16 protein-coding genes and 1 other annotated feature are annotated in these 20,619 nt (G+C 53.2%); of the genes, 7 read left to right on the forward strand and 9 right to left on the reverse strand.

Annotated features, from left to right (window positions below; all coding sequences use genetic code 11):
* Positions 1-343: 343 nt before the first annotated feature.
* From SK3146_RS12725 to SK3146_RS12735, 3 genes are all read right to left on the reverse strand, one after another.
* Entirely contained in the window at positions 344-2,461 is a 2,118-nt protein-coding gene (locus SK3146_RS12725; protein ID WP_249865390.1) for an ABC transporter ATP-binding protein, read from the reverse strand.
* Positions 2,458-4,206, reverse strand: coding sequence for an ABC transporter ATP-binding protein (locus SK3146_RS12730; RefSeq protein ID WP_249865391.1), 1,749 nt, complete (start codon positions 4,204-4,206; stop codon positions 2,458-2,460). Before SK3146_RS12730 ends, SK3146_RS12725 begins: the two co-directional genes overlap by 4 nt.
* 190 nt (positions 4,207-4,396) lie before the next feature.
* Positions 4,397-4,720, reverse strand: coding sequence for a hypothetical protein (locus SK3146_RS12735; RefSeq protein ID WP_249865392.1), 324 nt, complete (start codon positions 4,718-4,720; stop codon positions 4,397-4,399).
* Positions 4,721-4,940: 220 nt separating this feature from the next.
* Between SK3146_RS12735 and SK3146_RS12740 the strand changes: the two genes are divergently transcribed.
* A complete protein-coding gene (locus SK3146_RS12740; protein ID WP_249865393.1) occupies positions 4,941-5,921 on the forward strand; it encodes a metal-dependent hydrolase in 981 nt (326 codons plus the stop codon).
* Between the two features lie 207 nt (positions 5,922-6,128).
* Here SK3146_RS12740 and SK3146_RS12745 read toward each other — a convergent pair whose 3' ends face one another.
* Positions 6,129-6,353, reverse strand: a complete 225-nt coding sequence (locus tag SK3146_RS12745; protein ID WP_028549480.1) for an alpha/beta-type small acid-soluble spore protein — start codon at positions 6,351-6,353, stop codon at positions 6,129-6,131.
* Between the two features lie 151 nt (positions 6,354-6,504).
* Between SK3146_RS12745 and SK3146_RS12750 the strand changes: the two genes are divergently transcribed.
* Positions 6,505-6,684 (forward strand): DUF5325 family protein, encoded by a 180-nt coding sequence (locus tag SK3146_RS12750; protein WP_249865394.1) that lies wholly within the window; start codon positions 6,505-6,507, stop codon positions 6,682-6,684.
* Here SK3146_RS12750 and trpS read toward each other — a convergent pair.
* Positions 6,681-7,664 carry a tryptophan--tRNA ligase gene (gene trpS, locus SK3146_RS12755; protein WP_249865395.1) on the reverse strand — a complete coding sequence of 328 codons (984 nt, stop codon included), beginning with the start codon at positions 7,662-7,664 and terminating at the stop codon, positions 6,681-6,683. The two genes, SK3146_RS12750 and trpS, sit on opposite strands and share 4 nt — an antisense overlap.
* Before the next feature lie 65 nt (positions 7,665-7,729).
* Positions 7,730-8,011 (reverse strand) — a binding site (T-box leader).
* A gap of 226 nt (positions 8,012-8,237) precedes the next feature.
* On the opposite strand from trpS, the gene SK3146_RS12760 reads away from it, so the two are divergent.
* The 3 genes from SK3146_RS12760 (at position 8,238) to SK3146_RS12770 (ending at position 11,566) form a co-directional block, all read left to right on the forward strand.
* Positions 8,238-9,437, forward strand: a complete 1,200-nt coding sequence (locus SK3146_RS12760) for a permease (protein ID WP_375295586.1) — start codon at positions 8,238-8,240, stop codon at positions 9,435-9,437.
* Between the two features lie 15 nt (positions 9,438-9,452).
* Positions 9,453-10,442: a TIGR03943 family putative permease subunit gene (locus SK3146_RS12765; protein WP_249865397.1), complete on the forward strand. Its 990-nt coding sequence runs from the start codon at positions 9,453-9,455 to the stop codon at positions 10,440-10,442.
* 173 nt (positions 10,443-10,615) lie between these two features.
* Positions 10,616-11,566, forward strand: coding sequence for an aldose 1-epimerase (locus SK3146_RS12770; RefSeq protein WP_249865398.1), 951 nt, complete (start codon positions 10,616-10,618; stop codon positions 11,564-11,566).
* A 120-nt stretch (positions 11,567-11,686) separates the two neighbouring features.
* On the opposite strand, the gene SK3146_RS12775 is transcribed toward SK3146_RS12770, so the two are convergent.
* Positions 11,687-12,547: an alkaline phosphatase family protein gene (locus SK3146_RS12775; protein WP_249865399.1), complete on the reverse strand. Its 861-nt coding sequence runs from the start codon at positions 12,545-12,547 to the stop codon at positions 11,687-11,689.
* A gap of 186 nt (positions 12,548-12,733) precedes the next feature.
* Entirely contained in the window at positions 12,734-14,161 is a 1,428-nt protein-coding gene (locus tag SK3146_RS12780; RefSeq protein ID WP_434006873.1) for a transposase, read from the reverse strand.
* Positions 14,162-14,502: 341 nt separating this feature from the next.
* Here SK3146_RS12780 and SK3146_RS12785 point away from each other — a divergent pair, with 341 nt between their 5' ends.
* The gene (locus SK3146_RS12785) at positions 14,503-15,618 is read left to right on the forward strand and encodes an IS110 family RNA-guided transposase (protein ID WP_249861352.1); all 1,116 of its coding nucleotides are present in this window, start codon (positions 14,503-14,505) and stop codon (positions 15,616-15,618) included.
* A gap of 521 nt (positions 15,619-16,139) precedes the next feature.
* Here the strand turns inward: SK3146_RS12785 and SK3146_RS12790 are convergent.
* Positions 16,140-18,014, reverse strand: a complete 1,875-nt coding sequence (locus SK3146_RS12790) for a rhamnogalacturonan lyase (RefSeq protein ID WP_434006896.1) — start codon at positions 18,012-18,014, stop codon at positions 16,140-16,142.
* Between the two features lie 174 nt (positions 18,015-18,188).
* A complete protein-coding gene (locus SK3146_RS12795; protein ID WP_249865400.1) occupies positions 18,189-19,505 on the reverse strand; it encodes an ABC transporter substrate-binding protein in 1,317 nt (438 codons plus the stop codon).
* 128 nt (positions 19,506-19,633) lie between these two features.
* Here SK3146_RS12795 and SK3146_RS12800 point away from each other — a divergent pair, with 128 nt between their 5' ends.
* Entirely contained in the window at positions 19,634-20,497 is an 864-nt protein-coding gene (locus tag SK3146_RS12800; RefSeq protein ID WP_249865401.1) for a helix-turn-helix domain-containing protein, read from the forward strand.
* Positions 20,498-20,619: the final 122 nt, after the last annotated feature.

The raw sequence follows: 20,619 nt of genomic DNA on the forward strand, positions 1-20,619 counted from the left end.
AATGTTTATTTTCATTTAACGATCTTTTGTTTTCGATTTCTGTCGTTAATCAGATTCGTTTTTAGGTTTTTTTATTCAAAACTAAAGTTTTTACATATTCCGATTAGAATTTGATCATTCAACAGCGTGTCCCCTCTATATAAATAATTAACAAAAATCACTAAACAACAAAATAAGATATTAATCGTTGATGAATAAATTACGAAAAACGCTATTATCAGAACCGCAATCCAATACTGATCTTCAACGAAAAACGGTAATTTTCCGCAAAAAAACCACTCCTTTTCCCCGCAAGGAATAGGAGTGGCTGCACTCTCTACGATAAATCGCGCCGATTTGAATATTACTTCGCCTTCTGCATCGGCTTTTGATCCTTATACTGCAGCTCGTACAGACGATGGTAATAGCCGCGCATCGCCAGCAGCTGATAATGGTTGCCGATCTCGCGTACTTTGCCCTTATGCATAACGATGATTTGATCGGCATGCTGAATCGTCGACAGCCGGTGGGCGACGATCAGCGTCGTCCGGCCTGCGGAGATGTTATGCAGCGCGTCCTGCACGACAAGTTCGGTCTCCGTATCGATGTTCGACGTCGCTTCGTCGAGGATTAGTATTTCGGGACGGAACGCGATAGCCCGCGCGAACGACAGCAGCTGGCGCTGACCGAGCGACAGATTGACGCCGCGCTCCCCCAGCGGAGTTCCGTAGCCTTGCGGCAAATCGCGGACGAATTCGTCGATATGCACCATGCGCGCGGCTTGCTCCACTTGTTCGTCCGTGATGTCCCGGTTGTTCAGGCGTATATTGGAGGCAATATCCCCCGTGAACAGAAATACGTCCTGCTGTACGATGCTGATGCTGCGGCGCAGCTCGTCAAGCGGAATCTCGCGGATATCTACGCCGTCGAGCCGGATGCTGCCTTGCTGAATGTCGTAGAATCGGTTGATGAGCTGAATAATCGAGCTTTTCCCCGCTCCCGTCGCTCCGACGAAGGCGATGGTCTGTCCCGGCTGGATCGTGAAGCTGACATCCCTCAGCACCCAATCCTCGCCGTTGTAGGCGAACCATACATGATCGAACGTAATTTCGCCGCGGGCCGGCTTCGGTAAACTTCTCGTTCGGGGCGCGTCGACAATCGCCGGCTGTTCGTCGAGCATATCGAAAATTCGTTCGGCCCCTACCATTGCGGTCTGAATCTGATTGTATTTCTCCGCCAGACTCATCAGCGGCTGGAAAAACTGCCGGACATAATGCGTAAACGCGTACACGATACCGAAGGTGATGCCCCCCTCGATCACGCTCGCTCCCCCGTACCAAAGCAGGAGGGCGATCGCAACGTTGCCGATAAAGCCGATAGCCGGCTGGAAGATCGAGTTAATGACCGTTCCGCGCATCCCCGCCCGGTAATATTCCGTATTATGATGGTCGAACTGCTCCCACTGCCGCTGCTCGCGGATGAATAGCTGGGTAATCCGGATGCCGGATAAATTTTCGGCGAGGAAGGCGTTTAGCCTGGACAAGATGACCCTCGATCGGCGCTGCGCCTCCCTAATGACCGAGCGGTACCAGAATGTCAGCACTGCCAGGAACGGAATGACCGCAAACGACAGCAGCGCGAGCTTCATGCTCATCTGCATCATAATGGCGATCGTGCCGAGCAGGAAAATAACATCCTTGACCAGATTAACGACAACCTGGGAGTACAGCTGGTTGAGCGATTCCGTATCCTGGGTGACGCGAACGACCAGCCGGCCGACCGGATTCCGGTCGAAGTACGACATGGACATTTTACTCAAATGGCGGAACAGCTGCTGCCGAATGTTGAAGATGATCGTCTGCCCGGTGAACTGCAGCAGATTGCTCTGCAAATAGTTCAGAATCGCCCCGGTCACTACCGTGAGCAGGAAAAGAATGCCGAGACGCGTAAATCCGCTGTAGTCCTGCTTCTGAAAAGCGCCGATAGCTTCATCGTCCATAACGATAGCATCGTACAGCTTCCCGTTCGCCGACAGCCGGGCGCGGTCACCGTCCGCGGCTTCGGCCAGCGTCACTTCCGTCTGCTGGGCCGGCAGCCAGCCGGCGATCATATACTCTTGATCTCCGATGCTGACAATCTGCCTCGGCTCCGCCCCTTCCGGCAAAACGGCCGACGCCGCCTTCTCCGGCTCCAGCCGGGCGTAATCCTGCCCATTCCAAGCGGCGGTCGAGCCGCCGTACGTCTCAAGCTTGGCCGCATCGCCGGAGGCGACGGCGACCATCGGTTTATGCAAGCCGTTGATATGGCCGTCAATGGCTATTTTCATCAAATACGGCCGGGCCAAATCCGCTACGACGATAAGAAACGACAGCAGGATGCACAGCAGAATCATTTTCCAATACGGTGCAGCATAGGACATAAGTCTTGACAACAGCTGGCTGTCCTTGAACGACTTGACTTCTCTCTCCGAATGGATATTCATGCTCCCGCTCCCCCTTGTGCAAAGCCCTTGCCGACGCCGCGGTCCCGGCCTTCCTGCCTTTCGGCCTCCTGATCCAGCAGCTGCTTATGATACATATCCGCATAAATCCCGTTTTGCCGCAGCAGCTTCTCATGCGTTCCGGATTCTACGATCTCTCCTTCGTCCATGACGATAATTTGGTCGGCGGCCTGCACGGAGGAAATCCGGTGGCCGATAATGATTGTCGTCCGCTTGTTCATAACCGATTTCAAGCCTTCGAGAATCAAGTCTTCCGTAATCGTATCTACGGCGGACAAGCTGTCGTCGAAGATGAGAATCGCCGGACGCTTAATAATTGCCCGGGCAATGCTCACGCGCTGACGCTGGCCTCCCGAGAGGGAAATCCCCCGTTCTCCGAGCGCGGTGTCGAACTGCTCGGGAAATTCCGCGATGTTATCGTACACTTGAGCGACTTTGGACGCTTCGACAACCTGCTCATCGGTATACGGCTTCGGATCGAAGCCGATATTGTCGCGAATCGTAGAGGAGAACAGGAATTGATCCTGCGGCACGATCCCGATCTGCCCGCGCAGCGTCTGCAGCGGAATTTCATGAATGTCGCGCCCGTCGATAAACACCGTACCCTGCGGCGGATTATACAGTCTGACCAGCAAATGAACCAGGGTGCTCTTGCCGCTGCCGACTCTTCCGACGATCGCCAGACTGCTGCCCTTGCGCACCTTGAGCGATATGTTCTTAAGTGTCGGACGGCTCGCCTCCGGGTAAGAAAACGTTAAATTGCGGATCTCGATATCGCCGTCGATAAGATCGATCCCCGGCTTTGCCATCACATCGTCCACGATATCGGGCTGTGTGTTGAAAATTTCCATCAAGCGAAGCTCCGACGCTTTGCCTCGCTGCATCAGGTTGACGACCTTGCCCAGATTCTCTATAGGTCCCATTAACAAGGACAAGTACGTATTGAACGCAACGAATTCGCCCAGCGTGATGACATGCTTCAGCACCAGCACACCCCCGAATATAACCGAGACGAGGAAGCTGAAGCCGACGATGCCCGAGCTGAGCGCGCCGAACAAGGAGTTGGAGCGGACGAACCTGCGGTTCATATTTACCGCGTGCTGATTGTCCTTAGTAAACAGCTTACGCTCCTCTTCTTCCTGCACAAACGCTTTGACCACGCGAATCCCTGCCGTAAACTCCTGTACGCGGCTCGTCAAATCCGAGATAGCCCTCTGCATGTCCACCGACTGCCGTTGGATGCGGCTGTTAAACCGGTAAGCAAGCAAACTGAGCAAGGGCAGCGGCAGCATCGTCACGAGCGTCAAAAGCGGATTGACCGAGCTGACCATGGCGATGACGGAAACGACGATCAGCATGGCCGCCTCCATTATATTGAAGTATCCCTGCATCGTAACCTCGCGTATGACGCCTACGTCGCTGATTGCATGCGACATCAAATCGCCGATCCGCTGATTGTTGAAATATTGGGCAGACAGCTTCTCCCAATGGTGAAACAATTCCCCTCTGACGCGCATTTCCAGCATTCTGGATAACCTGTACAAATAAATTCGGCTGGTCGAACGAAAGAACGCGATTCCAAGGCCGACAACAGACATCCATAAAGCGAATTTTATCGTCTCGTTGTAAGTCAAGGTCGAACTTTGCAATTTGTCGGTAAACTGGCCGAGCAAAAGCGGAATGAGCAGCTGAAGCATACTGGATATGGACAATAATGCAAATCCCATCAAGTACGCCCATCGGTTCCTCTTAATGTGACTCCAAAAAATATTCTGCCTCTCCATCCGTTTTCCCCCCGCGAGCTTCCGTATGGAAGCCGTCATCTCAAGCGATAGCCGTATCTTGTTATAAGGCTATTGATAAGATTACCGCGATTGGATAGAAGTTACCATGGATTTACTTGCTTCAAAAAATGGACTATTTTACTTTTTCAAACTGCCATATATGGACTTTGGCCGCGCCTCCTTTTACCCATTGTTCAAGCTCACTCCAAGCCGTCACGGCAAAACGACCGCCCTCCGGCAGCGCCGCCGCGTCTTGCTCCGAACGTGCTCTGACCTGCTTCATCGCCCGAAATTCTTCCTCCGTCATTCCGCTCCAAATTTCGACAATAACCCCCGGCTGGTCCGTCCCTTCATAAAATTCAACTTCCGGATAATTCGCCCGCACGTCCTTCAACCATTTTGAATAATTTGGCCTGTAATCGGGTAAGATTTGATATTCAACAAATACCTTGGACATATTTTTGACCCCCATTGCTTTATTTTAATGTAGAAAATGATACACTAATAATATGCTTACCCGCCTGCTTTTCACAATCATATGAAAACGGGCGTGCCTTACGAATCGTATAACTATAGCTTTAGCATATGCTTACGAAGAAAGCTTTCCTTGCGGAAAGCTCAGTACATGCTTACGAAGAAAGCTTTCCTTGCGGAAAGCTCTTAGGAGGAAAAACATCATGGACAGCGGAACACATCTAGTGATCGGATTCGGTCTGGCCGGTCTCGCATACGTCGATCCCGTCGTAGCCTCAGACCCTACGGTGGCTACCGCCGTGCTCATCGGAACCGTGCTCGGACAGCAGGCTCCCGATGCGGACACGCTGCTGCGTCTTAAGGACAACGCGACGTACATTAAGAACCACCGCGGCCGGTCCCATTCGCTGCCGGCTCTGTTTATCTGGACGGCGCTCATTACGCTCGGGCTCATGCTCGGCTTCGCCAATCTGCCGGTCTGGCATGTGGCGATGTGGGTGTTTATCGCGGTAGCGTTTCACGTCTTTATCGACCTGTTCAACACCTACGGAACGCAAGCGCTCAGACCCTTTTCGGAAAAGTGGGTTTCGTGGAACATCATTCATATATTCGACCCTGTCATTTTTATTTCCCACGTTATCGCTATTTTTATATGGTGCGTCCATCTGGCGGACCCGGCGACCATTTTCCCCATTTTATACCTGTTCTTAGCAGTGTATTATATTTGGAGATCGTGGTATCATCATTACTTGGAGTCTCATCTGTACCAAAAGGATACGCGATATGAGCAGGGCGACCGGTACTACCTGATCCCTACTTTTCATCTATATGTATGGCAAATCGTCAAGCATAAAAAGAACGGCCATTTCGTGCTCGGCGAATACCGCCACAATACGATCAAATGGGTCGACGAAACGTCCTGCGCCGTGCATCCGGCGGTGGAAGCGTCCAAAAAGCATAGCGATATCGCGGCGTTCTTATATTTCACTTCCTTCGCCTGCGCCGATATCCGCCATCATGAATGGGGGTATGAAGTGCGCTGGGCCGACGTCAGATACCGCCACCGCAGGCAGTATCCGTTCGTAGCGGTAGTCATGCTGGATAAGGAACTGAACCCGCTGGATTCATACGTCGGATGGCTGAGCGATTCCAGGCTGGAGAAGAAGCTGCGCGTCAATACGTAGAATGCGAAGCGAGTTAGCAGAACAGACGGAAGATCGGACTGCGGAGGCGGCCCTTTTTTTTCATCGTTGCGGGGCCAGCGCCTCCTCCGGATTACTTTCGGGGGAGCCTCCGGATATCCACAGGAAATTTGCTGCGCATCATTTCCTATACAACAAAAAAGCCCAAGGAGTGACTCCTTGAGCTTCTATGTCTGTGACCATTCTCGATTAACGGAATTGACCTGCCAGCGATTGCTCAGCGATTTGGACCAGACGACGAGTGATGTGACCACCGATCGCGCCCGTGTCACGAGATGCCATGTAACCGTAGTACCCGTCTTGTGGGATTTGAATACCCAACTCTTGAGCTACCTCATACTTCAATTGATCTAAAGCTTGGGAAGCTTGTGGAACTACCAATGTGTTACTGTTGCCGGATTGTCCTTGTGCCATGATGATCAGCACTCCTTTCAATCTGAATGATATCTTTGATGTATTTGCAAGCTTGCAAAGTTATTATGTGACGTACACCAAAAACTATTCACACATTTTGAAAAAATCTTACCGATTTTCAAATACTCTTCGGAAAGGCGGTACAACCCGCATGAACAAAGGACTAGCCCTCTTCTTCGCTGTCGTCGGCACCGTGCTTCTGGCCTGCATCAGCCTCGCTCTCAGTCTCGGAAACGTCTGGCTCGTGTTGTTATTTACGATATTGTCCGTTGGTTTTATCGGCTTCGGCTTCGTCGTCAAAGCCAAGATGAGAAAGCGAAATGGCGGTTAAAGAACGATAAAGCCCATTCTTTCCTTCACTTGGGTGAGCACTTTCTCCGCTTGCTGCGACGCTTTGTCGGCGCCTTGACGCAAAATATCGTAGAGTTCTCCGGATTTACGGATCTCCTGATAGCGCTGCTGAACCGGCTCCAGAACAGCTACTACCTGCTCGGCCAGCTCTTTCTTGAACGGTCCGTATCCGAGACCTTCGTATTGCGCTTCGATTTCGGCGATCGTCTTGTCCGAGCATTGGGCGTAGATGCTGATCAGATTACTGACCTCAGGCTTGTTCTGGGGATCGAATCTCACTTCACGGCCCGAGTCGGTTACGGCTCGGCTTATTTTTTTGCGGATAACGTCCGGCGTATCGAGCATGGCGATGAAGCTGCCTTGGTTCGCGCTGCTTTTGCTCATTTTCTTGGAAGCGTCGTCCAGCGACATGATGCGCGCGCCCACCTTCGGGAAATATCCTTCCGGAACGGTGAACGTGTCGCCGTAGCGCTGATTGAATCGCTGCGCCAAATCGCGCGTCAGCTCCAAATGCTGCTTCTGGTCGTCTCCTACCGGAACCAGATCGGCGTTGTACAGCAATATATCCGCGGCCATCAGGGAAGGATACGTGAAGAGACCCGCCCCGACCGAGTCTTTGCCGGCCGCCTTATCCTTGAATTGGGTCATCCGCTCCAGCTCGCCCATATAGGTCAGCGTCGTCAGCATCCAGCCGAGCTCGGCGTGCTGGCGCACATGCGACTGCAGGAAGACGGTCGATTTGGCGGGATCGATGCCGGCCGCAATGTACAGCGCCACCACCGCTTCGCTCTGCTCGCGCAGCGCCGCGGGGTCCTGAGGGACGGTAATCGCGTGCAGATCGACCGCCATAAAATAACAATCATGCGTGTGCTGAAGCGCTACGAAGTTTTTCAACGCCCCGATGTAATTGCCCAAGGTCAATTGTCCGCTCGGCTGCATGCCGGATAATACTCTTTTCATGATGTGATTCCTCCTAAATATGATGGATACTGCTGCTTTTCCCCACGCAAAAAGGCCCTTCCGCCGCAAGGGACGAAAGGACCGTGGTGCCACCCTAATTTGCCTCGACGTTCGCCGGAATATGTTCCGGATCGGAATCGAAGCCTTCACCTCTTATAACGGAGAGTACCCGGACCGGCCTAACCGCGCCGATAGCGTACAAGCCTGCCGCTTGCCCCGCTTACTTGCGCATCGTTCAGCCGTCAGCTCAAGGACCCATTCAACGCCATCCGTCTACCGGTTCACAGCACCCACCGGCTCTCTGCAAGACTGTAATGCCGCCTACTTGCTCCTGTCATCGCTTGCTGTCTATCGAAATGTGACTCATGTGAAAAGCTTGCTTGTTGTTTATCATAAACAAACGGCTTGGCCATGTCAACTTTTTGCGAAATCTCCCTTAAGGCGCCGCATCCGCCCGCCCGGCGGAATTTTTCTTGCGTTGCATGTCCTATATACGGCTTATCCCGCATATTATATAATGATAATTATTACGAATTAAGACAAAGGGAGAAATGTCCATTGCACACATCCATCATGCGCTGGAGCACCCATGTGCTCACCCTAATTTGCGTTGTCATGCTGTTTCTCATCTACACCCAAAAGCAGCCGCTCGACCTCAGCTTCCTAAGCAGTCCGGCGATGCAGAGCTTCAAGACGCTGTTTCTGAGCATCATTCTGGAGGCATTTCCCTTTGTGCTGCTGGGTGTACTCGTGTCCGCCGTGCTCCAGATGTTCGTGTCCGAGCAGACGATCCGCCGTCTTGTGCCGCGCAATCCGCTGCTCGGCATCCTGTTCGCCTGCGTAGTCGGCATTATTTTTCCGCTGTGCGAATGCGGCATGATCCCGGTCATCCGGCGGCTGCTGCGCAAAGGCATGCCCGTCTACGTGGCGGTCGTCTTTATCCTGGTCGGACCGATCATTAACCCGGTCGTTTACGCTTCGACCTACATGGCTTTCCGCAGCCGTCCCGAAGTCGCTTATTCCCGGATGGGACTCGCCTTTATCGTAGCGCTGGCCATCGGCTTAATCATCTATAAATTCGTCCGCTCGAACCCGCTGCGCGGCGCATCCATCCCGGTCGTTCCGAGCGCTCGGGACCATCTACATACGCATTCCCACGGTCATGACCACGGGCAGGTTCATCGCCATGCAGGCCAGAGCCACCGCGGACATTTGCCTGTTCAGCAAAGGCATCAGCCTCAAGGACATAGCCATTCGCATGACCATGCGCACTCGCATCATGAACATTCTCATCTACATCACGACGCTCATGATCACGCCGGTCATAATCACGATCATTCGCACGGAGGGCATACCGGATTTACGGGGCGCATCTTGGGCGTGCTCGGCCACGCTTCCGACGAATTTTTCGAGATGGGCAAATACTTAATGTTCGGCGCGCTCATCACAGCGGCTCTGCAGACGGTCATTTCCCGGGACAGCCTCGTATCCATCGGGCAAGGGGAAATTCAATCGCATCTGTTCATGATGGCCTTCGCTTTTATTTTGTCCTTATGCTCTACCTCGGACGCGTTCGTGGCTTCTTCGTTCGCCTCGACGTTCTCGACCGGATCGCTGCTGACGTTCCTCGTCTTCGGTCCGATGCTGGACATCAAAAGCCTGCTGATGCTGCTGTCCGCCTTCAAGACGCGGTTCGTCGCCGCGCTGTCCGTACTGATCGTCGTTGTCGTTTTCGTATGTTCCCTGCTGTTCGAGCGTTTATTTCTCACTTAAAGGAGCGTGCCGTCTGTGAGTCCGCGATTACTGGGCCTTCATCAATTTATTAAATCCGCCATTTTGTTCGGATTCGCGGTATACATCGCTTATTTGATCAAAACGGACAATATCCTGTTCTACATCGCTCCCCGGATGGTCGATTATGTCAAGTGGTCGGCGATCGGCTTCTACGCCATAGCGGTGTATCAAGTGTATTTGGCCATCCGTTCCATGTGGGGGAGCGCAGCCTCATGCGATTGCGACCATGATCATACCCCTTCGCGGTCCGTGCTCAAAAATGCCGTCATTTACGGCTTATTCGCCATTCCGCTGCTGCTTGGGTTTCTGCTCCCGGATACGTCGATGGGCAGCAGCCTCGCCGCCAAGAAGGGAATGAACCTGAACAGCGCAGGCTCCGTACGCAAGGACGCTACGGCCGCTGTCCCCTCTTCTCCGCCGCAGACAGGGCAAAATCCGCCCGCAGGCGGCGCTGCGGCGCCAAACACACCGGCACAGCAGCCGGGAAATGCCGCAACTAACGCACCCGGAGGAACCGCCGATGCCGCTTCGGGCAATTTGGACGACTTGTTCCCGTCGGATAAATTCACGGCGCAGTACGCCAAATTCGCCAAGCAGCTGTACACGTCGGATCTGATCAAAGTCAAGGAAGATTTGTTCATCGAGACGCTGACGTCCGTCGATTTGTACATGGACCGCTTTGTCGGCAAAAAAATGGAGATGACCGGCTTCGTCTACAGGCAGGAGGATATGAAGGACAATCAATTCGTCGTCGGCCGCTTCTCGGTTCAATGCTGCTCCGCCGACGCCACTCCGTTCGGCGTTCTCGTACAGTATGACCGCGCCCAAAACTTCGCCGACGACTCCTGGGTTACCGTAACCGGAACGATTGAAAAAACCAAATTTAACGATATGGAAATCATGATGCTAAAAGTCGAGAAAATCGCCAAAGCCGAGCCCGCGAAATCGCAATACGTCTATCCGAACTTCGATTTCGGCACATGAGCATCTAACATGTCACTCGCCATTATAAACGCCCGCTCTTGTCATTGACCGCTCTTCCGGGCAAGGTCTCCATTGCCTCATGACAGATCGTACAAGGTTTTGATACAATGGAGGCGTCGTTACATAACGAATCCGATCCCATATACCTTTTTGCGCAAAGGAGACCTCATCTTATGATCAAGCAAATCGATTGGCAAGGAACACCCGCCTATACGCTGGAGAACGATCGACTTATCGTCTCGATCTGCCCTGCCATCGGCAACAACGTATACAGCATTTGGGACAAAACGCTGCAGCGCGAAATGCTGCGCGTTCCCGCAGCGCCGTCCGCCATGGCGGAGCAGCCGGTGCAGTACGGCACGCCCATTCTTATGCCGCCGAACCGGATACGCCAAGGGAAGTTCGAATTCAAGGGCCAGTCGTACCAGTTCGATGTGAATCACGCTACCGGACACCATATTCACGGCATGCTGCGCAGCCAGTCATGGACCGTTACGGCAACCGGCGAACAGGACGGCAAGCTGTTCATTACCTCGTCCATCCGTCTCGAAGACGACGCCAATGTCCAGCGTCAATATCCGCATCCGTTGGTGCTGGAGGTCACTTATGTGCTGGAAGGCAGCCGCTTAAGCCATCGGCTGAAAGTTCTTAATCAGGGAACGACGCCGGCTCCGTTCGGCTACGGGCTGCATACATGGTTCCTGCTGGACGGCAAGCCGGAGAGCTGGACGCTGAAGGTTCCCGTCAGCGGCATCTGGGAGCTCGACGAGGCCAATATTCCTGTCGGGCATCTAATCCCGCTCGGCAAGTACGAAGCGCTGCTGCAAGGCGAACGGCTGGAAGGGCATAATCTGGACACCGTCTTCCAAATCGGCGAAGGCAATCCTTGCCTTGCCGTGCTATCCGGCGACCGCGCGGAAATCCGCTACGGCGGCTCCGCAGAATTCAAGCAATGGGTCATTTATACGAAAGGGGAAGCCCGCGACTTCATCTGTCTGGAGCCGTACACTTGGGTGACGAACGCTCCGAACATCGATCAGCCTGCCGAAGTGACAGGATTGCGCGGGATTGAGCCGGGCGGCTCCCTGGAGCTCGAAGTAACGCTAGAGGTCGTGTATAAATAAGCTTGCAGGAACATCCCCCGGTTAAGCGGAGGTAGTGGGATTGTTTCCCTGCACCTGCACCAGAAAAAGACGGCGGGCTTGGAACGGTTATCCGTTTCCTTAAGCCCACCGTCTTTTTGCTTACGCCTCGCCGAACAAACCTTCGGGAACCCGCGCCTCCCATTGCCCCGGAATCGGTAAACCCAGCGCCCGGCAGACGACCGCCGACGTATCGATCAGCCCTAGCCCTTCAGGCACCGCGGAGCCTGCCGCTATCCCCGGGCCCGAGCACGTCCAGAACACCGTCTTATCGAGCGGATGGTCGGTGCCGTGCCCTTTCGGATTGACGCCGCCGCCGCCATGATCCGTCGTCATCACAATCAGGCTGTCCTCCAGCATACCCGCATCCTCCACGGCCTGCATAATGACGCCGGTCATCCGGTCCGTTTCGGAAATCGCCCGCAAATAATCCGGCTCCCCGTACCCGTACTGATGCCCCGCACAATCGGGCAGATCGAACTGAACGAACAGTACGTACACATCCGGGTTGCTTCGGATATAATCCGCTACGGCCAGCGCAAGCTCGGGATCGGGCATCGACACTTTATGCACCCCTATCCCTTCCTCGATGATGCCCTCCATTATCGGCTTCCAGCAGGTGAAGGCAGCCAATTTGCGCTCCGGATACGCCTCATGCGCGACTCGGAATAAGGAAGGATACGGGGAGTCGCCCGGATATTTCTCGACTGCCGCCTTATCGTTATTCAACCCGTGCTTCTCCGGCGTTACCCCGTGCAGCAGCGATCCCCAGCATTCCGCGCTAATCGTGGGAAATACCGTCTGGGCCCCCAACGTAGCTCCCCCCCGCGCCATCCATCGGTCGAGCACCGGCGTCTCCGCCTGCTCTACGAAGCTTCCCGCTCCGTCCCAGCCTATAATAATCGCCCTGCGAATTTCCTTGCTCTCCACCTGATTCATACCGTCGTCATCCCTCTCCGCCATGATCTTGTAACCACGATAAAAGCACCATCACCTATCATTGTATGTGGATTTGCAAATTAGTCAATAGAAAATACAACTAAAGACAACTATATACAATTAAATACATATACAAACACACATCGCACTTCCTTTCTATCGTAAAGAGAACGTTGGGCCTCTAGAAGGGTGGTGAAAAAGTCCCTGTTATTACAAAATGAAGCCGTCAAAGTTACCAAAAAAACGGAACCCTGAGCATGTAGTGGAGCAAAGATACTGGGGACAGCCTGTTATCTTGGCGAGGACGGCGCAGGAAAGTGCACCAGCCCGTGGCCTTCTGGCTTTGAATCGGCACAGTCGCTTTAAATTCTGGACCATGGCCGTAAGTGTAGCTTGCTCTTGCATGCGATCAAGACCGCGGCTGCGGGCTCGATCGAGTCCATGTCTTCCTTTGGCCTCCGCAAAGGCATGTTCAATACGCGCACGCAGGGCTTGGATGTGCCGGTATGCACCATGACGCTGAATATTTTTTGCAAAATTGTAAGCCTGGATCTCCTTCTGTTTGAGACGGCGTTTGGCTTTTCGAACGGGATGCAATGCTCGGGTCTTGTAAACCGGGAATTCTTGCAGCTTGAGACTACGCAACCGGATGAGTGGGATGATGCCAAGTTCATGGAGCTGAACCAGATAGTCTGCTGACTCATACCCTTTATCTGCCGAAAGCGTTCGGATTTGGAGATGAGGATGACGAAATCGAATCGCTTGCACTTGCTTCAGGCTGACTTCTCTTTCTGCTGTACCGGATGCTAAAGAAGCCCGGGTGTCCAGGATCACGCCGGAGTGAACATCGATCAGATCATGCACCAAATAACGCAGATGAGCTTCCTGCCCTTTGCTTTTCTTATACAAACGGGCATCGGGGTCGCTGGTACTACGGTGCGTACGGTTGGAAAAGGTTTTGCCATGAAAATCTTCGTGAATAGCCTGTTCCTCTACCTCCGAATGATCGTTCCTCGTAGAGGGAGGTTTAGGGGCATCCTCCTTGTCGGTTTTCGTGTCTTCGGTATCCTCCTTGGCTTGGCGTACTAAATACGCCTCGATAGATTCGACAGGGGCCAGTTGGATTTCTGCCAAACTGTGAATGGACGCATTCGCGCGTACTTGTGTTCCGTCCACGGCCGCATCCATTTGCGGCTTAACGAGTCCTGCGATGATGCACTGGTCAACAATGTCGCGCATCAGGTCGTCAAACACCTGATGGTCCCGCCAAAACTTTCGGGTTTTCACCAGAGTGGTCCGATCCGGCAAGGCCAGCTCGGCTTCTTCGGGATGCAGAACGGCTTCAAAGTCGAGGCCGCAAAACCACAAGTAGCCCGCATGCATAGGCAGCAAATTGTACAGAGCACGCTCACTGTGGTTGAACAGATAACAAAGAACCATCAAGCGTAGCTGAAGTTCAGGATCGCTCACGGGACGACCCATATTTTCGGAATACAGAGCACGTGTACGTTCGTGAATCATGCTCCAATCAATAACACGATCCAGTTGACGAAGAAGATGGTTTTGGGGAACAAGCGCCTCCATCTCGACCATTTGAAATAGTCGAGGTTGGGTGCCTTGGCGTTTGGAAACTAGCATAAGTTTTGGCCTCATTTCTCATCGATCAGTTCCATTTATTTTACCATTTCTATCGTGTCATGACTGTACAATGCCACTTTTTCACCACCCTTCTAAAAGGGTGGTGAAAAAAGAGCGGAGGGGCCATTTGAATCTGGAAAAGCGTAAGCGTTCGCCTTTGAAAGCGGATTCTCTCCACAGAAAACGAAAAAACAATCCAAAGAATCCGTTTTCAACAGTTATCATGAACGAGACAGACTCCCCGTCAGTGCAATGTCTTAGGTTAATTTTGGGAATAATGGTGTAGTAGAAGCTAAACCAAAACCAAAATCAGAGCTAAATTGCAAAGGAGAGTCTGTACTATGAAGGATACCATAAAATACGTAGGCTTAGACGTATCGAAGGAAAAAATTGCTGTATCTGTAGCAGATCCAGGTAGAGAAGGCGCTCGGTATTTGGGTACGATTCCTCATACGGAGTATCACATCTTGAAAACATTGAGAAAGTTAGGCGAACCCAATGAGTTAAGCATTTGTTACGAGGCAGGACCAACAGGATATCCTTTAGTTCGTTTGCTAACCGCACACGGATATGACTGTATAGTTATCGCCCCTTCACTCATGCCGAGTCGTCCAGGAGAACGGGTAAAAACGGATCGCAGGGATTCGATGCGTCTGGCACAATTACTTCGAGCAGGTGAATTAACCCGTGTGCATGTACCTAGCCAAGAGGAAGAAGCACTTCGTGATCTGGTACGGATGCGTGAAGATGTCAAGGAAGATCGGGCTCGAATCCGGCAGCGGATCGGGAAGTTTCTTCTTCGTCATCAGATTGCACCTAAAGAGCGGCTTCGCCGCTGGACGGCAAAGTATCGGTTGTGGTTAGGACGTATTCCATTGGAGTCTGCTACTCAGCGTTTGGTTCTGCAGGAAATGCTGCATCAGATGGATGAAAATGAAGAACGTCTGAAACGTATAGAAGCAGCCATTCACGAGGAAGCGACGAAGGGGCACCACGCTCCATTAATACAAGCCCTTCAAACCTTACGTGGCGTAGCTGAAACGACCGCAACAGGTATCGTAGCCGAAGTATGTTCATTTACCCGGTTTGGAAATGCGAAGGCTTTTATGGGGTACACAGGTTTGGTGCCGCGGGAATACTCAAGTGGTCAAAGCCGATGGCAGGGAAGTATTACGAAATCAGGGAATACCCACCTTCGCCGTTTGCTGGTCGAATCCGCTTGGAGTTATCGCTATACACCTGCGTTGAAAGGAGAGTTAAAGAAACGTCAACAAGGAAAAACACCTGAAATACAGGCCATATCCTGGAAGGCACAGCATCGGTTACATCGAAAATATACGAAAATGCTGTCAAAGGGGAAGCCAAGTGGCAAAGCAGTTGTGGCTGTGGCGCGAGAATTAAGTGGATTTATTTGGTCGATTGCCAGAGAACTTGAAGAAAAAAGAATACATGGATGAGTCGCCTCTTTAACAGGACTCTTGTTATACCAAAGTTCAATTTTGTTGATTCAAGGTAATCCCATGCCTCCAATGCAAGTGGAGATGAAAAGCTGAGTTAGAAGGCAAAGGGAAAAGCCGTAAGAGAGAATCCACGTAATCGCTATGTGCCAACCCTAAAAGGGAAAGATGCACGACAACAGTTCGTGGTGCCACTCTCTATAGACGGAGAGAAAACATGCGGTATATCCGAACCCGCGAATATCAGACTGCTCACCGTTGATAGCTTTTGCCTTCTAGTTCAGCTTGTTCACCCCTCTTGTATAAAAAGGGGCAAGGGAAAACCAAGGGGAGTTACAAACTGCCTATTGACAGTCTCGTTCATATCAGCGATTGGAGGATCAAATGGACGCCGCAGCGGACTTTTTCACCACGCTTCTAGGATAAGAAAAGAACGGGACCGGCGCCATCCATCGGCGCTGGTCCCGTCTATTTCAACGTCCTTGCAATCCTTGCCCTTTACCTTTACTTTTACTTTTATCTCAAGGGGTGTATATATTCGGCTGCGCCGGCGTGCTCATGCCGTTTCCGAGGAAGAAGCTCGTATGCGGCGGCTGGTTATACCCGACGTTCTGCCAGGCGACGCCGAGACGGTAGACCGGATCGTGCATCAGCGTCCACAGCCGGTAATTGGTCACATCGGTCGTCGTATAGATGCGCAGCGCCGTGCTGTCGGTCGTGCGCCATACGGCCTCTTCCCGCCAATCGCCGAGCAGGTCGGCCTGCAGCGTCGGCGTCGCCTTGGTTCCGTTATTGGACGCGGTTCCCGAAGCGGTAAGCAGATTACTGGTCGTCGAATTGGTATAATTCCATTTATCGATGCGGATGTCGTCGAGCAGCTCGCGCTGCAGATCGCCGTCCCACCAAATGCCGAAATTCGTGGAAGACGGAAGCGTCGAGCCGATCTTCGTTCCGGTGCTCGTGTACAAGCCGCCGTTCGCCCACACTTCTTCACCCGGATAACGCGGATCGATATCCGCCGACATGCCTCGCCCTACATCTTTGCCCGCATAGACGCCCCAGATCGTCTGCCCGGTCTTCGCATCCCGGTACTCCAGCCCGTATGCGGCGGAAGTATTCTCATGCACCTGGAATACTTCGAGTCCCGGACGGTTCGGGTCGAGATCGCCCAGATGCATCGCGTCCCCATGCCCCAATCCGGTCGTATACAAGCCCGTGCCGTTGTCGTCGACCGCCATCGCGCCGTAAATAATTTCATCCTTGCCGTCTCCGTCGACGTCGGCGATGCTCAGGTTATGGTTGCCTTGTCCGGCGTAAGCGGAGTTGCCGGAAGCGTCCGAGTCGAAGGTCCACAGCTTCGTCAGTTGGCCGCCGCGCCAATTGTAGGCGACGAGAACCGTCCGGGTATAGTAGCCGCGGGCCATAACGAGGCTCGGCTTTTGTCCGTCCAAATAAGCGATGCCGGCCAGAAAGCGGTCCACCCGGTTGCCGTAATTGTCGCCCCAGTCGTTGACATTGCCGCGCGGAGGATCGTAGTTGACCGTCGCCAGCGCCTTGCCCGTCGTCCCTTGGAACACCGTCAAATATTCGGGTCCGCTCAATACCCGCCCGGCCGAATTGCGATAATCCGCCGTTGCGCTGCCGATCACCACGCCGGTGCCGTCCTTGGTGCCGTCGGCCGTCTTCATGGCGACCTCGGCTTTGCCGTCGCCGTCCAGATCATAGGCCATGATCTGCGTATAATGAGCGCCAGCGCGAATGTTTTTGCCCATACTGATCCGCCACAAGCGGGTGCCGTTCAGCTTGTACGCATCGACGAAGACTTCCCCGGTATAGCCGTCCTGCGAATTATCCTTGGAATTGGACGGGTCCCACTTCAGAATAATCTCATACTGCCCGTCTCCGTCGAGATCGGCCACCGTCGCGTCGTTCGCGCTGTACGTGTAATTAACGCCGTCGGGAGTCGTTCCGCCCGCCGGCTTCTGCAGCGGAACGGTCAGATAATTCGTCCCCCAGACGCTTACCGTTGGGGAAGCGGTCTGCTCGGTCCCTCCGACGACGGCCCGGACGTAATAAGTCGAGCCGGTCGTACCTCCCGAATCCAGATAATTCGTGCTGCCCGTAATCGGCGAGCTGTTCAGCTTCGTGCCGTTACGGTACACATTGAACGAGGTGGCGGCGGCTTCCGTGCCGAGCAAGCGCCAGCTGACGAATACTCCGTTGCCCGTCTTCACGGCCACCAGCCCTCGGTCCAGCTTCTCCATCTGCCTTGCGGGTCCTGCCGCTTGAGCCCTCTCCGGACTTACGACGGCCTGCAGCGGAATAAGCAGCGAGCTCGCCACCAGGCAGCTCAGCAGCATCGTACCCGATCGTTTCAGCTTGCGCTTGCGGTTCATTGAAATTTGCATCATAGGTTCCTCCTTAACATGGTATAAGCCTAAACTTTCAGCAAAAATCATGCGCATCCTCTCCGCCGGTCAGGATGTTTCCGCAGACATTCTCATCATCTCACCCCCCGCTAAAGTGTACGGCCGCCGCAGTCCCCGAAACGAACCGCGGCCGGGCACGCGTTATTTCGCCTTGGCGTCTTGAATCCGCTTGTTAGCCTCCTCCTCGGCCTTGCGCAGAGCCGTGTTCATATCGCCGCTCAGCGCGTTGCCGACCGCTTGCGTGTACGGCGATTCCAGCTGCAGATCGTAAATCGACTTGTACGGAATCGGCGCGAACTGGTTGTAAAATATCGCTTTCAAATTTTTATCCTTGAATTTGCTGTCGGTGCCGAACAGTTGCTTGATCTCCTCTTTCTTCGCGGCCGGCATGACGCCCATCTTCGACAGCTTCGTCTGCATCTCGTCGGAGGCGAGATACGCGATGACGTCCATCGCTTCGTTCTTATGCTGACTGTTCGACGTCACGCTGAAATAGGTCGGATACGGCTGGGAGCCTACGCCCGGCAGGTCCGGGAAGGTCGGCAGCGCGACCATGTCCCAATTCATCGTCTCGAAATTTTTATCGATAAAAATGCTGGAGGACAACAAGGCGAACGTCGCCACCCCGTACGTTTTGAAAAATTCATTCGTATACGGCGTTTTGCCGGTCGCTTTGACGAATTCTTCCCAGCCTCCGGCAGTCTGCGGCTCCAGAAAGACCGTCTGGATAAACTTTTTCCACTGCTCGTCGTTAATCGTCGCGCTGCCCGTTTTCTCGTCCACATAAGGCAAGGAGAGCTGATTCATGCGGAACACATGCGTGCCCGAGTAGGCGTAGCCGGCATACTGCTTGTTGCCGTCGTTGCGGACAAGCTTCTTGACCAGATCGGAAAACTCGCTCCAGGTCATGCCGTCCTTCGGATAAGGAACCCCCGACTTGTCGAACAGATCTTTGTTGTAGTACATCACGACATTGTTATTGAACACGGGGACGCCGTACATCTTGCCGCCGGACAGCTGCTTCATCGCCTCGATCGTGCCGGGCTCCAGCGTACCCAAATCGACATTGGACTGCTTGATCAGATCGCTCATATCGTACTGCAGTCCATTGCCGAGCAGACCGCCCGTCAAGAAGCTGATGGAATCGAAATATAGATCCATTTGCTGGCCGGCGACGAGCATTTCCTTAATGCCGTATTCTTTTCTGGAAGGAATGTACTTGATCGTATAATTGGGAAATTTGGATTTGATAGCGTTTCCAAATCTTTCGTTGAAGCTGTCCTCCGAATCCCCGCTGGTAGAGACGACGACAAGCTCGACCGGTTCGCTCGGATTGGATTTGGATTGCACCGGGGCAGGTTCCGTACCTGCCGTCTCCCCCTTCCCTCCGCTGCAGGCTGTTACCGATGCGGCAAGAGATGCTATAATGAGCATCAACGAAGCATTTTTCCAAGACATAAGGCTTGCTCTCCTCCTCTTTTGCAAACGGATTCACGGATTCATGATCACATCCGATTGTTTTTGGAAATCTTTCCTTATTTTTGAATCCATTATATTACATGCCTGATTAGGGGGAAATGACGGATATGGCTAGTTTTTTGCACAATACTGCTAATGAAAATCTGACCACCGTTCCCGGCATCTTGATTTCCGACCACTACATCCGGCCTTCCGGCTATATGGTCAAACGTTCCAAAGGCACGCAAGATTTTTATTTGACCTATACGGTCTCGGGGAAAGGCATATTCCATAACGGAGTCGAGAGCAAGGAATGCGGCGAAGGCGAAATCACGATCATCACTCCCGGCACTCCCCATTATTACGGGACCAAAGAACAGGAGACATGGCAGTTTTATTGGTGCCATTTCATGCCCAAGGAAGAATGGGCTTCGCTTCTGCTGCTGCCCGAAGGAATTAAAGGGATCAAATGGCTTGCCGTCGAGAACGCCTCGATAACGGCCCGTATCGCCTCCGCCTTCGCCAATCTGGTGCAGTACAGCAACGAATCGGGGCCGTTCTCCGAGCGGCTTGCCGTAAACGCCTTGGAGGAGGTGCTGCTGCTGACCGCCGGAAGCCGAGCCGCCGAAATCCGGAAGATCGACCCCCGCGTTCAAGAAGCTCTGGATCTTCTGTCTCAACATTACAGCCGCCCGTTCACCGTAGCTTCTCTCGCCTCCGAGGTAAGTCTGTCTCCCTCCCGCTTCGCCCATCTGTTCAAAAAGCAGACCGGGGAGTCCGTGATGGAAACGCTGATCAAAATCAGGCTTAGACATGCCAAAAAGCGGCTGGAGCATACGTCCCTGTCCATCGCCGAAATCGCCGCCGAAGTCGGCTTTAATAACCCTTTTTATTTCACTCGTCAATTTACGTCCTTTTTCGGGTGCCCGCCGGCTACTTTCCGCAGAAAAATGCTCGCTCTTCAGCCTGCTGCTCCTTCCCAGACGCATTGATTCCCTCTGAGCTCTGACCGGCAATCGGCCTGTAAGCGGCAAAGGCTTGCGTGCGCGCATACAAAATAACCTCCGCGAAAAGCTCTGCGCAAGCTTTCCGGGAGGTTCTGCTTCTTAAATAT

Source organism: Paenibacillus konkukensis, from assembly GCF_023523925.1.
GTDB classification, from domain to species: Bacteria; Bacillota; Bacilli; order Paenibacillales; family NBRC-103111; genus Paenibacillus_S; species Paenibacillus_S doosanensis.

What these genes read in the sequence shown, in the direction of transcription:
- SK3146_RS12775 (WP_249865399.1), bottom strand. Translation starts at nt 12,547, where the DNA reads ATGGCGGAGAGGGATGACGACGGTATGAATCAGGTGGAGAGCAAGGAA.
- SK3146_RS12740 (WP_249865393.1), top strand. Translation starts at nt 4,941, where the DNA reads ATGGACAGCGGAACACATCTAGTGATCGGATTCGGTCTGGCCGGTCTC.
- SK3146_RS12750 (WP_249865394.1), top strand. Translation starts at nt 6,505, where the DNA reads ATGAACAAAGGACTAGCCCTCTTCTTCGCTGTCGTCGGCACCGTGCTT.
- SK3146_RS12745 (WP_028549480.1), bottom strand. Translation starts at nt 6,353, where the DNA reads ATGGCACAAGGACAATCCGGCAACAGTAACACATTGGTAGTTCCACAA.
- SK3146_RS12760 (WP_375295586.1), top strand. Translation starts at nt 8,238, where the DNA reads ATGCGCTGGAGCACCCATGTGCTCACCCTAATTTGCGTTGTCATGCTG.
- trpS (WP_249865395.1), bottom strand. Translation starts at nt 7,664, where the DNA reads ATGAAAAGAGTATTATCCGGCATGCAGCCGAGCGGACAATTGACCTTG.
- SK3146_RS12730 (WP_249865391.1), bottom strand. Translation starts at nt 4,206, where the DNA reads ATGGGATTTGCATTATTGTCCATATCCAGTATGCTTCAGCTGCTCATT.
- SK3146_RS12790 (WP_434006896.1), bottom strand. Translation starts at nt 18,014, where the DNA reads ATGAACCGCAAGCGCAAGCTGAAACGATCGGGTACGATGCTGCTGAGC.
- SK3146_RS12800 (WP_249865401.1), top strand. Translation starts at nt 19,634, where the DNA reads ATGGCTAGTTTTTTGCACAATACTGCTAATGAAAATCTGACCACCGTT.
- SK3146_RS12770 (WP_249865398.1), top strand. Translation starts at nt 10,616, where the DNA reads ATGATCAAGCAAATCGATTGGCAAGGAACACCCGCCTATACGCTGGAG.
- SK3146_RS12725 (WP_249865390.1), bottom strand. Translation starts at nt 2,461, where the DNA reads ATGAATATCCATTCGGAGAGAGAAGTCAAGTCGTTCAAGGACAGCCAG.
- SK3146_RS12785 (WP_249861352.1), top strand. Translation starts at nt 14,503, where the DNA reads ATGAAGGATACCATAAAATACGTAGGCTTAGACGTATCGAAGGAAAAA.
- SK3146_RS12780 (WP_434006873.1), bottom strand. Translation starts at nt 14,161, where the DNA reads ATGCTAGTTTCCAAACGCCAAGGCACCCAACCTCGACTATTTCAAATG.
- SK3146_RS12795 (WP_249865400.1), bottom strand. Translation starts at nt 19,505, where the DNA reads ATGTCTTGGAAAAATGCTTCGTTGATGCTCATTATAGCATCTCTTGCC.
- SK3146_RS12735 (WP_249865392.1), bottom strand. Translation starts at nt 4,720, where the DNA reads ATGTCCAAGGTATTTGTTGAATATCAAATCTTACCCGATTACAGGCCA.